The sequence below is a fragment of the Tigheibacillus halophilus genome, from assembly GCF_042683165.1.
GTDB lineage: Bacteria > Bacillota > Bacilli > Bacillales > Amphibacillaceae > Tigheibacillus > Tigheibacillus halophilus.
This window is the reverse complement of the sequence record NZ_JBHUIZ010000002.1, coordinates 43,156-59,449: the sequence shown is the minus strand read 5'-3', so window position 1 is coordinate 59,449 and position 16,294 is coordinate 43,156. Positions and strand designations below refer to the sequence as shown.

The following is a 16,294-nucleotide window of genomic DNA, read 5'->3' as shown; positions in this document are numbered from 1 at the left end:
GCTCGACTTGCATGTATTAGGCACGCCGCCAGCGTTCGTCCTGAGCCAAGATCAAACTCTCCAAAAAAGTGTTGTTTCTTAGCTGCTTGCTTATTGAAAAAACAGGGTTGTTTTTTCATCTTCCATTCGATGACTTGCATCGAATTTGCTTGACATACTGGTCGTTTTGTTCAGTTTTCAAAGAACGAAAATTAGTTCACCGCTTTTTAAAGCGACTTTATAAACATATCACATAACAAACTTTTTTTCAACGGTATCTTTTCACCTGATAAAGATTGCCATGTTTCAAATAAGTTTGATAATATTATAACATCTTAAAGCTGCAAAATCAATAGTAATTAGTCGAAAATACAAATTTACTCAACGAGCAGCAGAAATAATAATACTCTCCTTGTAATAAATTGTCAACTGTTTTTTTACCCGGACGTCCTAACTTTCATTCAGATTTCCCAGCCTCGAAACTCTTTACTCTAATTCCCTTTATCACAACATCTTAAACCATTTCTAAGTTTATCTGTATAACCAGCTGATTTAGATGCAGAATAAAAATAATGATCGAAGAGTGAGGGATAAAAATGTCTAAGCGTATATCCAATAAATTAGTAATTGCAGCAATAATTACATGTTTCTTTTTTCACTTATTTAATACAAGTGCTTCAGCTGCCACATCCAATGAAAATTTACTTATCCAAACGTTTCATGAAGATGTTACCGGGAGCGGTGCTAAAGATACTATTAGCTTAAAAGGGACTCCTCTCAGTAAAGATACAGACTACTACCAGAATATTACATTAAATATAACCACATCTGAGGGGAAAGAATTAAGTTTTCCGCTAGGTGGAGGCTATCATCCTGAATTATCGTTTGTTGATTTGAACCACGATCAAATCAATGACATCTTCTTTACGGATTCAGGCAGCAGCTTTAACGAAAAATATCCTTACAAAGCATTTTCTTTAAAAAATGGGCAATTGAAAGAACTGCCAAAGCCAGCATCACCTTTTGTAAAAGGGGATTTTTCCAATAAATTTAAAATCAATCTGCAATTGGATCCTTCAGATACTCCAATGACAATCGATCTTACTGAAAAAGCGCAGCAGTATATTCAAATCGGTGTATACGATCAATCGGGCCAATTGTTGAAAAACCCGGCCAGTATATCTGTTGGCACTATTTCCAAAATCGAACCGGTATTTTTGGGAAAGCAGCAAGGATATGCTCTTAGAAGCTACCTCCCTATAGGTGGTATATCAAAGGATGATTATCTGGGGTCGATTGAAACACTTTGGTATTTTAAAAATGATCAATGGCAAAATTTGCAAACACAATGGCAGCCAAAATAACGATTTGTCCTATTAGAGCCATGCTTATTTAAGCTTAACCATATATATTAAAAGAAGACTTTCATCTCAAGAGACGAAAGTCTTCTTTATTAATTTGCTACAATATTAACAAGTTTGCCTGGCACTACGATCACTTTCCTGATCGTCTTTCCTTCAATCCACTCTTGAATTTTCTCATCGTTCATTGCCAATTGTTCCAATGCTTCTTTCGATATACCCCTGCTTACACTTACTTTCGAACGCACTTTTCCCATTACCTGCAAAACAATTTCAACCTCATCGTCTACTAATTTAGATTCATCATAGGCAGGCCATGCTGTATAAGCAATCGTTTCTTCATGTCCAAGCCGCTGCCAAAGCTCTTCAGCGATATGTGGCGTAATCGGTGACAGCATTTTGATGAATCCTTCTATATATTCTTTAGGAATTCGATCAGTTTTATAGCATTCATTAATAAATACCATCATTTGTGAAATAGCTGTATTGAAATGCAGTTGAGAATAATCTTCCGTAACTTTTTTGACGGTTTCATGATATACCTTTTCCAAATTAACATTCGATTTGTCGATAACTTTTTCTGTTACCTCGCCACTTTCGGAAATGAGGAGACGCCAAATTCTGTCAAGAAAACGCCTCGACCCATCAAGTCCATTGGTGGACCAGGCAATCGCTGCATCAAGAGGTCCCATAAACATTTCATACAAGCGGAGAGAATCAGCTCCGTGCGAATGGACGATATCATCTGGATTGACAACATTCCCCTTCGATTTGCTCATCTTTTCATTTCCTTCACCCAGGATCATTCCTTGATTGTACAGCTTAGCGAAAGGTTCTTTTGTTGGAACTACTCCAATATCATATAAAAATTTATGCCAAAAACGCGCATACAATAAATGCAAAACAGCATGCTCCACTCCGCCGATATAAATATCTACTGGAAGCCATTTCTGCAACGCCTCCGGGTCAGCAAGCCGTTCTGAGTTATGTGGATCAATGAAGCGCAGAAAATACCAGCTGCTGCCTGCCCATTGCGGCATCGTATTTGTTTCACGTCTGCCTTTCATCCCTGTATCCGGATCTGTAACATGGATCCAGTCGCTGTTCGCCAATGGTGATTCCCCTGTGCCAGAGGGTTTGATATGTTCCATTTCAGGAAGTTCCAACGGTAATTCTTCTTCAGGAACAGTCGTCATGCTACCGTCTTCCCAATGAATAATTGGAATCGGTTCACCCCAGTATCGCTGGCGGGAAAACAGCCAATCGCGCAAACGATAGGTCACTTTTCTAGCACCAATTCCTTGTTCTTCCAACCAGGTAATCATTTTCTTTATTGCCTCATCTTTTTGAAGACCATTAAGGAATTCCGAATTGACGTGTTTGCCATCTCCGGTGTATGCTTCCTTCGAAACGTCCCCGCCTGCCACAACTTCCACAATAGGCAGTTTGAATTTCTCTGCAAATTCGTAGTCACGCTCATCATGAGCTGGTACAGCCATAATAGCTCCCGAACCATAGGACATCAATACATAGTCCGCTATCCAGATTGGCATTTTTTTGTTGTTTACTGGGTTAATCGCATATGCACCAGTGAAAACCCCTGTTTTATCTTTCGAAAGGTCTGTGCGTTCCAAATCAGATTTGGTTTCGATTTTGTGAAGATATGCCTCCACTTCTTTTCGCTGCGCCTCACTGACAATCTTTTTAACAAGCGAATGTTCGGGAGCCAGTACTGCATATGTCGCTCCAAACAATGTATCAGGCCTGGTAGTGAATACAGTGAACGTTTCACTTGTATCTGCAATAGAGAAAGTGACTTCTGCCCCTTCGGATTTACCAATCCAGTTTCGCTGCATATCCTTGATGCTTTCTGGCCAGTCCAGTTCCTCCAAGTCTTCCAGCAGCCGATCTGCATAATCGGTGATTTTCAGCATCCATTGCCGCATTGGCTTACGTACTACCGGATGACCGCCGCGTTCGCTCTTGCCATCAATAACTTCTTCATTCGCCAGAACGGTTCCAAGAGCTGGGCACCAGTTGACCGGCACTTCCGCCATATAAGCCAGCCCTTTTTCATATAATTTTGTAAAAATCCACTGTGTCCATTTATAATAGGCCGGATCAATTGTACTGACCTCTCTGTCCCAATCATAAGAAAATCCAAGTTCCTGCATTTGACGCTTAAAAGTTGCGATATTTTTCTGCGTGAATGCTGCAGGACTATTACCGGTGTCAATTGCGTATTGTTCTGCTGGCAATCCAAAAGCATCCCACCCCATTGGATGAAGTACTTCATACCCCTGCATACGTTTCATGCGCGAAAGTATATCTGTTGCAGTGTATCCTTCGGGATGTCCTACATGAAGCCCAGCCCCGGAAGGATAAGGAAACATATCCAGCGCATAAAACTTCGCTTTTTCAGAATTAATGTCAGCATGGAACGTTTTATTATCTTGCCAGTATTCCTGCCATTTCTTTTCAATTTCCTGATGATTAAAACTCATAGCTTTTCCTCCTGATATTTCAAACTAAAAAAGCCCCCCATCCCTTGTTAAGGGACGAGAAGCTGTAATTCCCGCGGTACCACCCGAATTAACACGATCGCCGTGTTCACTTGAAATCCTTAACGCGGATCACGTCAGAAACTAATATAGTGATATGTCCCAAAGAATTTCACCAAACTCTTATGAACCTTCTCTATAATTCATCTCTGCAACTCGAAGGCGAGTTCATAAATCAGCGTTAGCAGTTCTCACCAGCCACTGCCTCTCTTTTAAGCCGCGTAATTTATTACTGTTCCTTCTCATGGTCTTTACATCATTTTAATAGCATTGTAATGAAAGCGATCTGCTTTGTCAAGTTTATGCTGTTTCTAATGTAGTCGTTCCATCCAATCAAGCAGAGTCGTTTGTTTTTTTTCACGTAGTTTGTCAATTGTTTCATGAGCAAAAATAGTGTTGTTCTTCACAAGTATCACTTCATCCAACATCGGCTCTACTTCTGCTACCTCATGTGTACTTAATAAGAGTGTCTGCTTTTCCAGGTCAACAAAACGGATAATGCTTTTCATAATCGCTTTACGTACCATAGGGTCAAGTCCTGAAAATGGTTCGTCCAACAAAATAAGCGGCGCATTACGTGATAATGTCATAGCGATTTTTAAACGATTTAAGTTCCCCTTCGATAGATATTTTATTTTCTCTCCACTGTTGATCTCCATGAACTTTAATATGTAAGTTGCTTTTTCTGCATCGAAGTCAGCAAATTGTGTTTTCAAATAATGCAACAGCTCACCCACGCGAAAGTAAGGAAAATAATAGTCCCCATCCATTGCAAATGCTATATTTTCGCTGCTCATACGATTCACAGGCTTCGAAAAGAGCCTGATATCCCCACTGCTCTGTTTCAGGAGACCCGCCAACATTTTCATTAATGTCGTTTTACCAGCACCGTTTTCTCCAACCAATCCGATAATCTTTCCTTTCTTTATGATTAAATTACAATCATACAATACTTGTTTGGTGATAAACCGCTTTGATACTTTCTCCATTTCCATCATTCTCGCTCCCACCTTTCTTCCTCTACACTTTGTATAATTTCAGTTCTGTCAAAACCCATTTCAGTCATCTGTCTGAAAAAATCGGCCACATATCGCTTTCGCATTTCCTCTCGAAGCTGTATAAGCCGCTCTTCATTACTGGTTACAAATGTTCCTTGCCCGCGTCGCATCTCTGCAATACCGTTCGATTCCAGTTCCCGATACACCCGTTGGATCGTATTTACATTCACACCTGCCTCCAAGGCATACTCTCGTACAGCGGGCAGCTTATCAGCTGGGCTACGTTTTCCCCTAACAATTTCTGCACAGATTCGATCCATAATCTGCAAATAAATCGGTTGAGTGTCATTAAAATCAAACCCATCCATCTACACGCCCACCTTCCTGTCCAGCAGCCAGCATGATATCCAGAAATAAATAATAACAAGTACGCCATAACAAATGTAGGCTCCAAAATAGAAAGTGCCTGACACGTGCAATTCAGAGACGAAATCAGCTGCTTCTTTTGCCGCTCCAGTTCGAATGGAGTATTCACCCCAATGTGTTATTACTTGATAAAAAAATGAATCTCTAATTAAATTCATGATTGCATTTCCCAAGATAAGTAATCCAATAATCATCCCAATGGCAATATTTCCCAATTGGGCTCTCCATAACCGATACACAGTCCATAAAAACAATATAATTCCAGTTGGATATAGTGAAACCACCCATGCGGACAATGAAAACTCGGTTATGTTCCTCATAAAGGAGATCGAATCAAAAGGATCCCCCAAGCGAAGTATAGATAGAAGCATCATGTAAGAAGAAGTGATCAACACGTACACCACACTAAGCAGCAGCCCCATTCCTATCTTAACAAGCAGCAACCTGCGAGCCGGAACAGGCTGATGTAAAAATCCATCTAATTGATTTGCTTCTGAATTCAAACTGTATAATACATAAAATGGAGGTATTGTAAAACCCAATATGACTGCTGCCGAAATTATATCCAACCTAGGAGTTGTTGAAGCAAGGACACCAGAGGCTAATCCTATTAGTCCTGCTGTAAAGATAAATCCACGCATCAGCTTCCATTCTTTAAAAAATAATCCGTTCCATCGCCTCACTACACCCCCACCTTTCTATCCAGCAACCAGCAAGACATCACATACAAAGTCATCACCAAAACTCCATGGAATAAAACGACACCAATATTAAAATTGCCATAGACATCTAACCCGTTTAACACCCCTTTAAATTTATCTGCTGAAAAAGAAGTTTCTCCCCAGTGAGTCAGTTTCACATACCAATTAGTATCCCATATATAAATAAAGCTGGTAGAACCAAGTATTGTTAATGCAACCACTATTAAAAATGCCAATTTTCCTACCATACCTTTAAGCCAATGATATGTATTCCATGCAAAGAGCAATACCACAGTTGGGAAGAGGGAGATTACAAGCATGCTTAAAACGCAATACATAAGGTATAGCACCATGGTGTCTGCTCCATGTGAAATATCTATTTTTTGCAGCATCAGCCTTATTAAAATAATTGTGATAAGCACCAGTTGAAATATAGCTGTAAAAGATAACCCCGTCAAAATTTTCACCAGAAATATCTTGTTTGCTCGGTTAGGCTGATGCAAAAACAGATGGATTTGATTCGTTTCTGTATTCAAGCTATATATGACATAAAATGGTGTAATGACCAACCCGAAATCCATCAAACCCTCAGCTGTGACACCATCTAAAAATAGTAACATTAGCATAGCTAAAATAAAAATAGTTATCAAAATTCCCTTCATCATCTTCCATTCCTTCATAAATAATCCCAACCAATAATCACTCATATTCTCACATCCGTCATAGTGTAATAGTTACATATTACACTATAGGAAAATAAACCGTCAACATCATTTAATTTTTCTATGTTACACTTACAGCAAAATGATCGTAATAGGAGTGAACCAAATATGGTGCAATCAGTCTTGCAATTTTCACATGCCTTGCTTGCGGAATCTGTAAAACAGGGAGAGTCCGTCATTGATGCAACGTGCGGAAATGGACATGATACCCTTTTCCTTAGTAATTTGGTTGGAGAAAATGGGACGGTCTATGCTTTTGATATTCAGAAACAAGCCATTGAATCAACAGAACAGCTTTTGCAGGCCAACCAACGCAAAAATACACAGCTCATCATGGATGATCATGTCAATATTTCTAAGCATATCTCCAGTGCAGAGATCGCAGGAGCCATATTTAACCTTGGTTACCTGCCAAAGGGAGATAAGAAACTTATTACCAAACAAGAGACTACAATCCCTGCTATAGAAAATATTTTGAAGCAGTTGAAACATAGCGGATATGTCGTCCTTGTCGTTTATCATGGGCACCCTGGCGGTAAAGAAGAAATGATTGCTTTGCTTGATTTTTCAAGACAGCTGGACCAAAAACGGTACCACGTCTTGAAATATGATTTCATTAATCAAAAAAACAACCCGCCATTTGTACTTGCCATTCAAAAGATATAGCAATATACAAAAAACGGACTGTTCAATTTTATTTTTGTTTCAAATGATAATAGGTCCTTGTATTCCAATGAAAAAAGCGCGAAGCTATTCCGTTTTTAACCAAGAGATTCTTTTTTAAACCCGTTTGGTCTGGTATCATTCTTGCTTTTGGATCTCCCAAATAAAGTCCTACCAGACCTTTCCTCACCAACAAGTGAAATTCTGTGTCCGGCAGCTTTCCTAGATATCTGTCAGCCATATCTGCGAAAAATTGCAGCCGTTCATTCATCTCTGATGAATTTTTATAAAAGCTGCAGAAATTTAAGTCGCCTTCCATATCATCCTCCTGCTGGTCAATATAGTAATCCAGCAAAATATGCAAACCTTGCATATACGGAAAGTAGCTTCGGACAATGTCAGTTGCGAACGCAGCTGTCACATAATAGCCTAAGCTATAGCTGACAACACAAAAAATTCCCAGCGTTGAGCCGGCTGCAGCAGAAAACTCTTGCCATTGCAGATATTTTGCAATATCTTCATGTTGCTCGTACCACTGTTTTAATCGAGGAACCCTTTCAACAACCCGCACATGCTTATGCACCTGTAAATCTGCATACAAACCCTCCAGCCATAGCAGCTGATGCTGAAACTGACTGTATTCGGGAATATGCGTTAATATAGCTTGGCACGTTTTCACAAGCTCCGCCAGATATCCACCATCTTCATGCTCCTTGCGTTTTTCATAATAATTCTTCACAGGATTTTCAGGACTCAAAGCATCCCGCATCGCCTCATGCAGTAATTGAAAATCTTGCGCATCCAAAGAAGTGCTTCGATCACATAAGTTATCCAGATAATCACTGATTGTTTGATAAGCTACAATGAATTGAATAGCTTCTTTATACCTTTCTCCCGCGATCAATGCATACACTGCGCCTCCCTGACAATGAAATCTTTTCGTTTCCAGGCTGGCAAGTGCCTGATTTCGCAGTTCCCCGTCTGGAATTTCCAATGCTCTATTCTTCCAATATGCAAGCTGCTTTGACACTTCAGGAAAAATCCGCACATATGTTTTGACCATTAGGGTCACTGCATTTCCTGGTACTTTTTTCATCGATATCTCACTCCATTACTTTACATGCCTATTTCCGAATGATTTTTGTTATACTTAGAATCATTGTATTGTTTTCTCATTATATGATATATAATATTGTCGCCAAAATTCAAGGAGGTAAACCATATGTACGAAGCATATAAAGGAAAAACACCGCAAATTCATGACTCGGTTTTTATAGCTGGAAACGCCACTATAGTTGGTGATGTAACCATTGATGAACACTCGACAGTGTGGTTTCAAACGGTTATCCGCGGAGATGTGGCACCTACGTTTATTGGCAAAAGAGTTAGTGTCCAGGATTTGACGATGATTCATCAAAGCCCAGACAATCCTGTCATCATCGAAGACGATGTCACCATCGGCCACCAAGTTACACTGCATTCAGCCATTGTCCGAAAAAAAGCGTTAATCGGCATGGGAACGCTTGTATTGGATGGAGCCGAAATAGGAGAAAATGCCTTTTTAGGTGCAGGAAGTCTTGTTCCTCCCGGTAAAAAAATCCCGCCTCACACATTGGCATTCGGCAGACCAGCCAAAGTCGTGCGTAAACTGACAGAAGAGGATTATAAAGATATGGAAAGAATCCGTAAATCCTATATAGAAAAAGGTACCTATTATAAGAATGAGACAAACTTAGGCAGATGAAATGAATCGAAAAGGTATCATCATCATAAGCTCAAGCCCAAAAATGAAGTACATCGTATATTGTTATTCCAAGGCGCAGGGAAGTATTTCATTCCCGAGGTCATCAAGTGAAATTTTCGAATACCACCTCTGTTGTTTCGACTAGTTATCGGCCATTTTAACCAAAAATGGCCGATGAAACCATCACATTGATGTCATTGATTGCTTGCCTCGGCTTGCCTCCTATGTTTGATGTGACATTTTCTTGACAAGATTTGCAACAGATTTTGTTGAAAGCACCATCTTCTCTTTACTTTTTCGCGATAATTGCCGATATTATATATATATTAAACTCTCAATTTGGAGTGCATGCGATAATGGAACAATATATATTTCTTTTTTCCATGGTGCTGGCATTATTGTTCATATTCGGCAGCAAGCAAATGACTTCTAAATGGATTAAGAAATCCTTCATCATTTATGGTTTAGTATTTTTCATTGCTGCTGTTTTCTCGGGTATTTCATTCTTCAAGGAAAATAAAACAGAAATTTACAATGCTATGGCAACCACTTTTCCTGCCGCAAGAAACAAAACTGAAACTCCGAAAAACGAATTGATTTCACAGCATCAGATCAAAGCAACCGTAAAATTGGAAGCTCCAATGATTCAACAACTTCCCGAGCTGCCAAGAGGTTGTGAAGTCACCAGTCTTTCGATGCTGCTCGCCTATCATGATATTTCTGTAGATAAAATGAAGCTTGCCGAAGAAATCACCAAAAATCCTGCTGTCTACAAAGAAACAAAAAAAGGTGTGCGATTCGGAGACCCTAATACAGGTTTTGTCGGTGACATGTACAGCTTCTCTGAACCTGGCTATGGCGTTTACCATCGCCCTGTCGCAGAACTTGCCCGAAAATACGCTGGTGATCAGGTTAACGATATGACAGGAAAGGATTTCACATCAATCATCGAAGTTCTGAACGATCACCAGCCAGTATGGGTGATTATCAACGCTACATATCAAAAGCTGCCAAAAAATCAATTCACCACTTGGCATACAACATCCGGGAAAGTCAGTATCACAATGAGGGAACATTCAGTGCTTATTACCGGTTATGATGATCAATTCATCTATTTTAATGATCCACTGAACAAACAAGAAAAAGCACCGATTAAAGACTTCATCGCTGCTTGGGAACAAATGGGAAAACAGGCGATAGCATTATAATGCTATCGCCTGTTTTGGTTTGCCGCTGTTCTCAAATCATATAGTCTGATAGACTGATGGAATATCGTTTTCCAATTGACTTAACTCTTTGGCATCAAATTTTTTTTCAACAAAAATTTGATGCCAAAGCATGAACATCAGTACCGTCCATATCTTTCTGCTGTAGTCACCTTTGCCCTGGCAATGTGCTTCAAGCAAATCAAGCACATAATCTTTATGAAGCAAATGATCGGTATCACTTTCATGAATCAGCTGCTTGGCCCAGCCATTCAATTCACGTTTGAGCCAGTGGCGTATCGGGACCGGGAAGCCGAGCTTTTTCCGATCAAGTATATGGTCCGGTATGATTCCTCTCGATGCTTCACGCAAGATGCTTTTAGTTGTCCCATTGGCAATCTTCAAATCCACAGGGATTTCACTCGCTACGCGAAACACTTCTTTATCCAAAAATGGTACCCGTAATTCAAGTGAATTGGCCATTGTGGTACGATCGGCTTTCAACAGGATATCTCCTCGCATCCATGTATGAATATCGACGTATTGCATCTGATTGACCAACGGATATCCGGCAACATGATCAAACAGGTGGCCTGTAATTTGTTGGTAATCGACGCCTTCTTTATATGTTTTAAGCAAACGTTTTTTCTCGTCGTTTTCGAACATTTTTGCATTGCCGATGTAACGTTCACGCAAAGGAGTCGTTCCGCGCTGCAGAAAACTTTTCCCTCTGACTCCTTCCGGCAGCACCTCAGCCACTTTGGCAAGCAGGTTTTTCGCAGGAGACGGAATAGAGTCAAATACTTTCAGTGATTCCGGCTCGCGGTAGATATTATACCCGCCGAATAACTCATCCGATCCTTCTCCTGAAAGTACCACAGTTACATGCTTGCGAGCTTCTCTCGCAACAAAATAAAGTGGTACGCAAGCGGGATCTGCTAATGGATCATCCATATGCCACATGATTTTCGGCAATTTTTCCACATATTCTTCTGGCGAGATAACATAAGAGATGTTTTCTACATCAAGCTTATCTGCGGTTTCTTTAGCAACATCAATCTCGGAAAAACCTTCACGGGCAAATCCAACCGAAAAAGTTTTTATGTTCGGATTAAATTTTTTTGCCATTGCAACGATCAGCGTCGAATCGATGCCCCCGGACAAAAATGAACCCACTGGTACATCACTGCGCATATGCACATTGACACTATCATACATTACATCTTGAATTCGTTTTATCCATCCTTTTTTATCCATCAGCACTGGACGGAATTCTGCATGGAAAAAGCGATGGAACGTAATCGATTCACCTGATTTTTTAACAAAATAATGCCCTGGTTCAACCTTTTTAATACCGCTTGTCATAGACATTGGCTCTGGAACGAACTGGAAACTTAAATACTGCTGCAGGGCGTCCAAATTCACATTTTCTTCTTCAAGCATCATTGCTATGCTCTTTTTCTCAGATGCGAAATAAGTGCCATCAGCAGCCTCATGGAAAAACATTGGCTTGATTCCAAAAGGATCACGTGCGCCATAAAGTGTCTCGTTTTCTTTATCCCACACTAAAATAGAAAACATCCCACGCAAATATTGAAATGCATGCTGCTTATGTTTCGCAAACAATGCAGCAATGACTTCTGTATCCGAATCAGTCGCAAACGTATATCCTTCCTTCAGCAACTCTTCTCTCAATTCGATGTAATTGTAAATTTCACCATTAAAAATGAGCCATATTTTTTCATCGTCGTAGCTAAGGGGTTGTTTCCCACTGTCCAAATCGATAATGCTCAAACGGCGGAATCCGAACGATACGAACTCATCATAATAATATCCTTCATCATCCGGTCCTCTATGTGTAATGATATTGTTTTGATTTTCAAATTGCGTAATTTGCTCTTTAGTCGGCCTGGTTGGTTTGTTACGAATCATTCCGATAAATCCGCACATATTCTTTTTCCTCTTTCCTGCACTGTATTTATACTCTAAGAGGATGCTCAAAAAACACTTTGAAATGGCCCTCCCCATACTCCAACAGCTCGGTATTTTTGTTCTGGTTGTAAAGGAAGCTTCGTCAGCAATCCCGTGACGCAAGGGCAACCGACATCAGCAATACTATACAAGCCTTCACTCGATAAAGATCAGCTTGAACACCGTTGGTCATTTCCATTTTTTGAACACACACTTTAGAAAGTATATCATAAAACAATTATCTTTTCGATAGCTCTTTGGTTCAATTAATCACAATTATTTTCCGCCATTTCACGCAAGACCATTCAAGAGCTGACAATTTCCTTTTCCCTATTTTTTAACAATATGGCGGGAAACATGCATCAATTAAACAAAGAAAAAAAGATCATTCCCATCTTCTCTAAGCGAAATGGAAATAACCTTTTTTAAACGGATGATAGTGAACCTATCCGCTCGTAACGATGAGCCTGGCCGTTTTACTGTGAAACTTTTTCAGTAACAGCCTTCAGTTCTGAGATTTTATCTGTTTTTTCCCAAGGGAATAACACGTCAGTTCTCCCGAAATGCCCGTATGCAGCCGTCTTTCTAAAAATAGGCTGTTTAAGCTGTAACATCTGAATAATGCCCGCCGGGCGCAAGTCAAAAATGTCCCTCACAGCGGATACTAATGCTTCTTCACTTACTTTTCCAGTTTCAAAAGTATTGATTGCGATGGAAACCGGCTCAGCAACACCGATCGCATATGCCAGTTGAACTTCGCAGGATTTTGCAAGTCCGGCGGATACGATGTTTTTCGCTACATAACGTGCAGCATAGGCGGCTGAACGGTCAACTTTCGTAGCATCTTTACCACTGAAAGCGCCGCCCCCATGCCGTGCATAACCGCCATACGTGTCCACGATGATCTTACGTCCCGTCAGACCTGCATCCCCCTGCGGTCCACCTATGACGAATCGGCCGGTAGGATTAATGAAATATTTGGTATCTTCATCCAATAATTCAACAGGAACTATTGGATTGATCACCTTTTCTTTCAAGTCTCTTTCAATCTGTTCCGTTTCGATGTCAGGATGGTGTTGTGTCGAAATAACGATAGTATCGATACGCATTGGTTTATCATTTTCATCATATTCAACGGTTACTTGTGTTTTTCCATCTGGGCGCAAATAATCCAACACATGTTCTTTACGTACATCAGAGAGCTTTTTGGCAAGCTTATGCGCCAAAGAAATCGGTAAAGGCATCAGTTCTGGCGTTTCATCGCAGGCAAAGCCGAACATAAGCCCCTGATCACCTGCACCGATTGCAGCTATTTCTTCTTCAGTTTGTTTTCCCTGGCGTGCTTCGTACGCTGTATCTACACCACTGGCAATATCCGGAGACTGTTCATCGATTGCAGTCAATACCGCACAAGTTTCCGCATCAAAACCATATTTGGCTCTCGTATAACCGATTTCTTTGATTGTTTGTCTGACAATTGCTGGTATATCGACATACGTACTCGTAGTGATTTCTCCAGAAACAAGTACAAGACCAGTAGTTACTGTAGTTTCACATGCCACTCTTGCATTAGGATCTTTACTGATAATTTCATCTAAAATAGCATCTGAAATCTGGTCACATATTTTATCAGGATGCCCTTCGGTAACCGATTCAGATGTAAACAAACGACGATTTTTAGCCATAAGGCTAAATCCTCCCTTTAATATATGGTACGGAACTCCCCTTAGTATCAAGAGATTTAAATTACTTTTTTCATGTTTTCAATAAAAGCTTCATTCACTCTTTTGTATGTGCAGGCAGCTTTTTTATAGAAGATTCATGACGTGCTTTAAGGCAAATAAAAAACCCTTCCTGCCATGCCAGAGGAAAGGAAAAGCCTTTCGCTCTTATTGTTCAAGGAGTTAGCCCTTGCAACAGGTTAGCACCAATTCACGTAGGTGATGGTTGCCGGGTTTCATCGGGACTGTCCCTCCACCAGCTCTGAATAAGAGTATCCGCTCGGTACTAATGTTAACGAAATGAGCAAGAGCTGTCAACTTTTTACGACTTCTACATATATAGATAAAAAAATAATTTATTAGTATGGATTATTAATTTCAATGTGTTATACTAATATGCAGAAACATTACATTTGCCATAAACAGGAAAGAGAGCATATTTCTTATTCTATCGTTTGCGGACTTGTAATACCATTTTAACCTAATCTGTTGCAACAGCAACACATTCTGTGTCTGATCCTGATTATTACTTATCGAATGAATTTCTACACTACTAAAAAGGCAGGTTATCTGAATGATGAACATGATGGAAAGAACGTCTTTAGTGAACAAACTGTGCAATCATCCAAATTTGCATGAAAATTTGAGCACAGCCCGACTTGTTGAAAAAATCACTTCTACGAATGAGGGGGTTCTGACCTCCACCGGCGCAATAAGGGCCACTACCGGCAAATACACTGGACGCTCACCAAAAGACAAGTTCATCATCCGAGATGAATTGACCAGTAATCTGGTTGACTGGGGGCTTGTAAACCAGTCACTTGACGAATCAGTATTTGTAAAATTACTTCATAAAGTTGTTGCACATTTAGAAGGAAAAAGTGAGCTCTTTCGTTTCAAGGGCTTTGCAGGAGCCGACCCTGACTATCGCTTGCCCATCCAGGTAATCAATGAATTTGCCTGGCACAACCTATTTGCCAAACAGCTTTTCATTAGGCCTGATGAAAAGGAACTAATAGATCACGAGGCGGAGTTCACCGTGATTTCCGCACCGACCTTCAAAGCAAATCCGGAAGTGGATGGGACTAATTCGGAAGCATTTGTCTGTGTATCATTCAAACATCGCATTATATTGATCGGCGGAACAGAATATGCCGGGGAAATCAAAAAATCCATTTTTTCTGTCATGAATTTTCTTCTGCCGCAAAATGACATCCTAACAATGCATTGCTCCGCCAATGTCGGCCAGGAAGGTGATGTCGCTTTGTTCTTCGGGTTATCAGGCACAGGTAAAACAACGCTGTCTGCTGACCCATACCGAAAACTCATCGGTGATGATGAACATGCTTGGAGTCCACACGGTGTATTCAATATTGAAGGCGGATGTTATGCAAAATGTATCAATCTGTCTGCTGAAAAGGAACCGCAAATTTATAATGCTATCCGCTTTGGCACTGTTCTGGAAAATGTGGTACTCGATGAGGATACGCGCGTACCAGATTATAGCGATACATCTTTGACTGAAAATACAAGAGCAGCTTATCAATTAGATAATATGGACAATATTGTTGAACCAAGCGTTGCCGGACATCCAAATACAATCATATTCTTAACTGCAGATGCATCCGGTACTCTGCCGCCCATTTCCAAATTGAGCAAGGAACAGGCAATGTATCATTTCCTAAGTGGCTACACTAGTAAACTAGCCGGCACTGAACGCGGTGTAACGAAACCTGAAAGTACTTTTTCTGCGTGCTTCGGTTCTCCGTTTTTGCCGCTCCCGCCCGCAACTTACGCAAAGATGCTTGGGGAGAAAATCGACCAGCATCAAGCAAATGTGTTTCTCGTCAATACTGGTTGGACCGGTGGCTCATTCGGTGAGGGTAAACGCATGAAGCTTTCTTATACACGAGCAATGGTTCATGCTGCCTTGGAGGGTGAATTGAATAAAACCGAAACCATAAAAGATGACATTTTCGGATTAGCTGTGCCGCTTCACGTGCCCGGTGTTCCAGATGAAGTATTGGTTCCGCGTGAAGCTTGGAAAGATACAGACCGATATGATGCTGCAGCAAAAGAACTGGCAAACAAGTTCCATAAGAATTTCAAAAAATTCACACATGTCAACCGTGAAATCATGATGGCTGGCCCTGTTTATCAAGGGTGAACTCATAACAGTCGTGGATTTCAGTCCACCCAAATTCTGATAGCAGCTTTAACAGTTTCATTTATTGTTACCTCA

General features: G+C 40.5%; 13 protein-coding genes, 1 rRNA gene, 1 riboswitch and 1 other annotated feature. Of the genes, 5 read left to right on the top strand and 9 right to left on the bottom strand.

Features of this window, described 5'->3' with window-relative positions:
• Window positions 1-67 (bottom strand): 16S ribosomal RNA (locus ACFSMW_RS00495); the annotation flags it as partial.
• Between the two features lie 508 nt (window positions 68-575).
• Here ACFSMW_RS00495 and ACFSMW_RS00490 point away from each other — a divergent pair.
• A complete protein-coding gene (locus ACFSMW_RS00490) occupies window positions 576-1,343 on the top strand; it encodes a hypothetical protein (protein WP_390352099.1) in 768 nt (255 codons plus the stop codon).
• An 89-nt stretch (window positions 1,344-1,432) separates the two neighbouring features.
• Here ACFSMW_RS00490 and leuS read toward each other — a convergent pair whose 3' ends face one another.
• The 5 genes from leuS to ACFSMW_RS00465 form a co-directional block, all read right to left on the bottom strand.
• On the bottom strand, window positions 1,433-3,844 hold the full coding sequence (gene leuS, locus ACFSMW_RS00485) for a leucine--tRNA ligase (protein ID WP_390352098.1): 2,412 nt from the start codon (window positions 3,842-3,844) through the stop codon (window positions 1,433-1,435).
• A gap of 47 nt (window positions 3,845-3,891) precedes the next feature.
• Window positions 3,892-4,156: a binding site (T-box leader), on the bottom strand.
• 56 nt (window positions 4,157-4,212) lie between these two features.
• Complete coding sequence (locus tag ACFSMW_RS00480; protein WP_390352097.1) at window positions 4,213-4,899, bottom strand: ATP-binding cassette domain-containing protein; 687 nt, start codon at window positions 4,897-4,899, stop codon at window positions 4,213-4,215.
• Entirely contained in the window at window positions 4,896-5,267 is a 372-nt protein-coding gene (locus ACFSMW_RS00475) for a GntR family transcriptional regulator (protein ID WP_390352096.1), read from the bottom strand. Before ACFSMW_RS00475 ends, ACFSMW_RS00480 begins: the two co-directional genes overlap by 4 nt.
• Window positions 5,268-6,008, bottom strand: a complete 741-nt coding sequence (locus tag ACFSMW_RS00470) for a hypothetical protein (protein WP_390352094.1) — start codon at window positions 6,006-6,008, stop codon at window positions 5,268-5,270.
• Entirely contained in the window at window positions 6,008-6,733 is a 726-nt protein-coding gene (locus tag ACFSMW_RS00465; RefSeq protein WP_390352093.1) for a hypothetical protein, read from the bottom strand. Before ACFSMW_RS00465 ends, ACFSMW_RS00470 begins: the two co-directional genes overlap by 1 nt.
• A gap of 78 nt (window positions 6,734-6,811) precedes the next feature.
• Between ACFSMW_RS00465 and mnmM the strand changes: the two genes are divergently transcribed.
• Window positions 6,812-7,414 carry a tRNA 5-(aminomethyl)-2-thiouridylate-methyltransferase MnmM gene (gene mnmM / locus ACFSMW_RS00460; protein ID WP_390352091.1) on the top strand — a complete coding sequence of 201 codons (603 nt, stop codon included), beginning with the start codon at window positions 6,812-6,814 and terminating at the stop codon, window positions 7,412-7,414.
• 28 nt (window positions 7,415-7,442) lie between these two features.
• On the opposite strand, the gene ACFSMW_RS00455 is transcribed toward mnmM, so the two are convergent.
• Window positions 7,443-8,507, bottom strand: coding sequence for a tetraprenyl-beta-curcumene synthase family protein (locus ACFSMW_RS00455; RefSeq protein WP_390352089.1), 1,065 nt, complete (start codon window positions 8,505-8,507; stop codon window positions 7,443-7,445).
• 126 nt (window positions 8,508-8,633) lie between these two features.
• Between ACFSMW_RS00455 and ACFSMW_RS00450 the strand changes: the two genes are divergently transcribed.
• Window positions 8,634-9,155 (top strand): gamma carbonic anhydrase, encoded by a 522-nt coding sequence (locus tag ACFSMW_RS00450; protein WP_390352087.1) that lies wholly within the window; start codon window positions 8,634-8,636, stop codon window positions 9,153-9,155.
• Between the two features lie 356 nt (window positions 9,156-9,511).
• Window positions 9,512-10,363 (top strand): C39 family peptidase, encoded by an 852-nt coding sequence (locus tag ACFSMW_RS00445; protein WP_390352085.1) that lies wholly within the window; start codon window positions 9,512-9,514, stop codon window positions 10,361-10,363.
• Between the two features lie 36 nt (window positions 10,364-10,399).
• On the opposite strand, the gene asnB is transcribed toward ACFSMW_RS00445, so the two are convergent.
• Both asnB and metK read right to left on the bottom strand, forming a co-directional pair.
• Window positions 10,400-12,310, bottom strand: a complete 1,911-nt coding sequence (gene asnB / locus ACFSMW_RS00440) for an asparagine synthase (glutamine-hydrolyzing) (RefSeq protein WP_390352084.1) — start codon at window positions 12,308-12,310, stop codon at window positions 10,400-10,402.
• Between the two features lie 497 nt (window positions 12,311-12,807).
• The gene (metK, locus tag ACFSMW_RS00435; RefSeq protein WP_390352082.1) at window positions 12,808-14,016 is read right to left on the bottom strand and encodes a methionine adenosyltransferase; all 1,209 of its coding nucleotides are present in this window, start codon (window positions 14,014-14,016) and stop codon (window positions 12,808-12,810) included.
• Window positions 14,017-14,217: 201 nt separating this feature from the next.
• Window positions 14,218-14,325, bottom strand: a riboswitch (SAM riboswitch).
• Window positions 14,326-14,635: 310 nt separating this feature from the next.
• Here metK and pckA point away from each other — a divergent pair.
• Window positions 14,636-16,219: a phosphoenolpyruvate carboxykinase (ATP) gene (gene pckA / locus ACFSMW_RS00430; protein WP_390352108.1), complete on the top strand. Its 1,584-nt coding sequence runs from the start codon at window positions 14,636-14,638 to the stop codon at window positions 16,217-16,219.
• The last annotated feature ends 75 nt before the right edge of the window (window positions 16,220-16,294 follow it).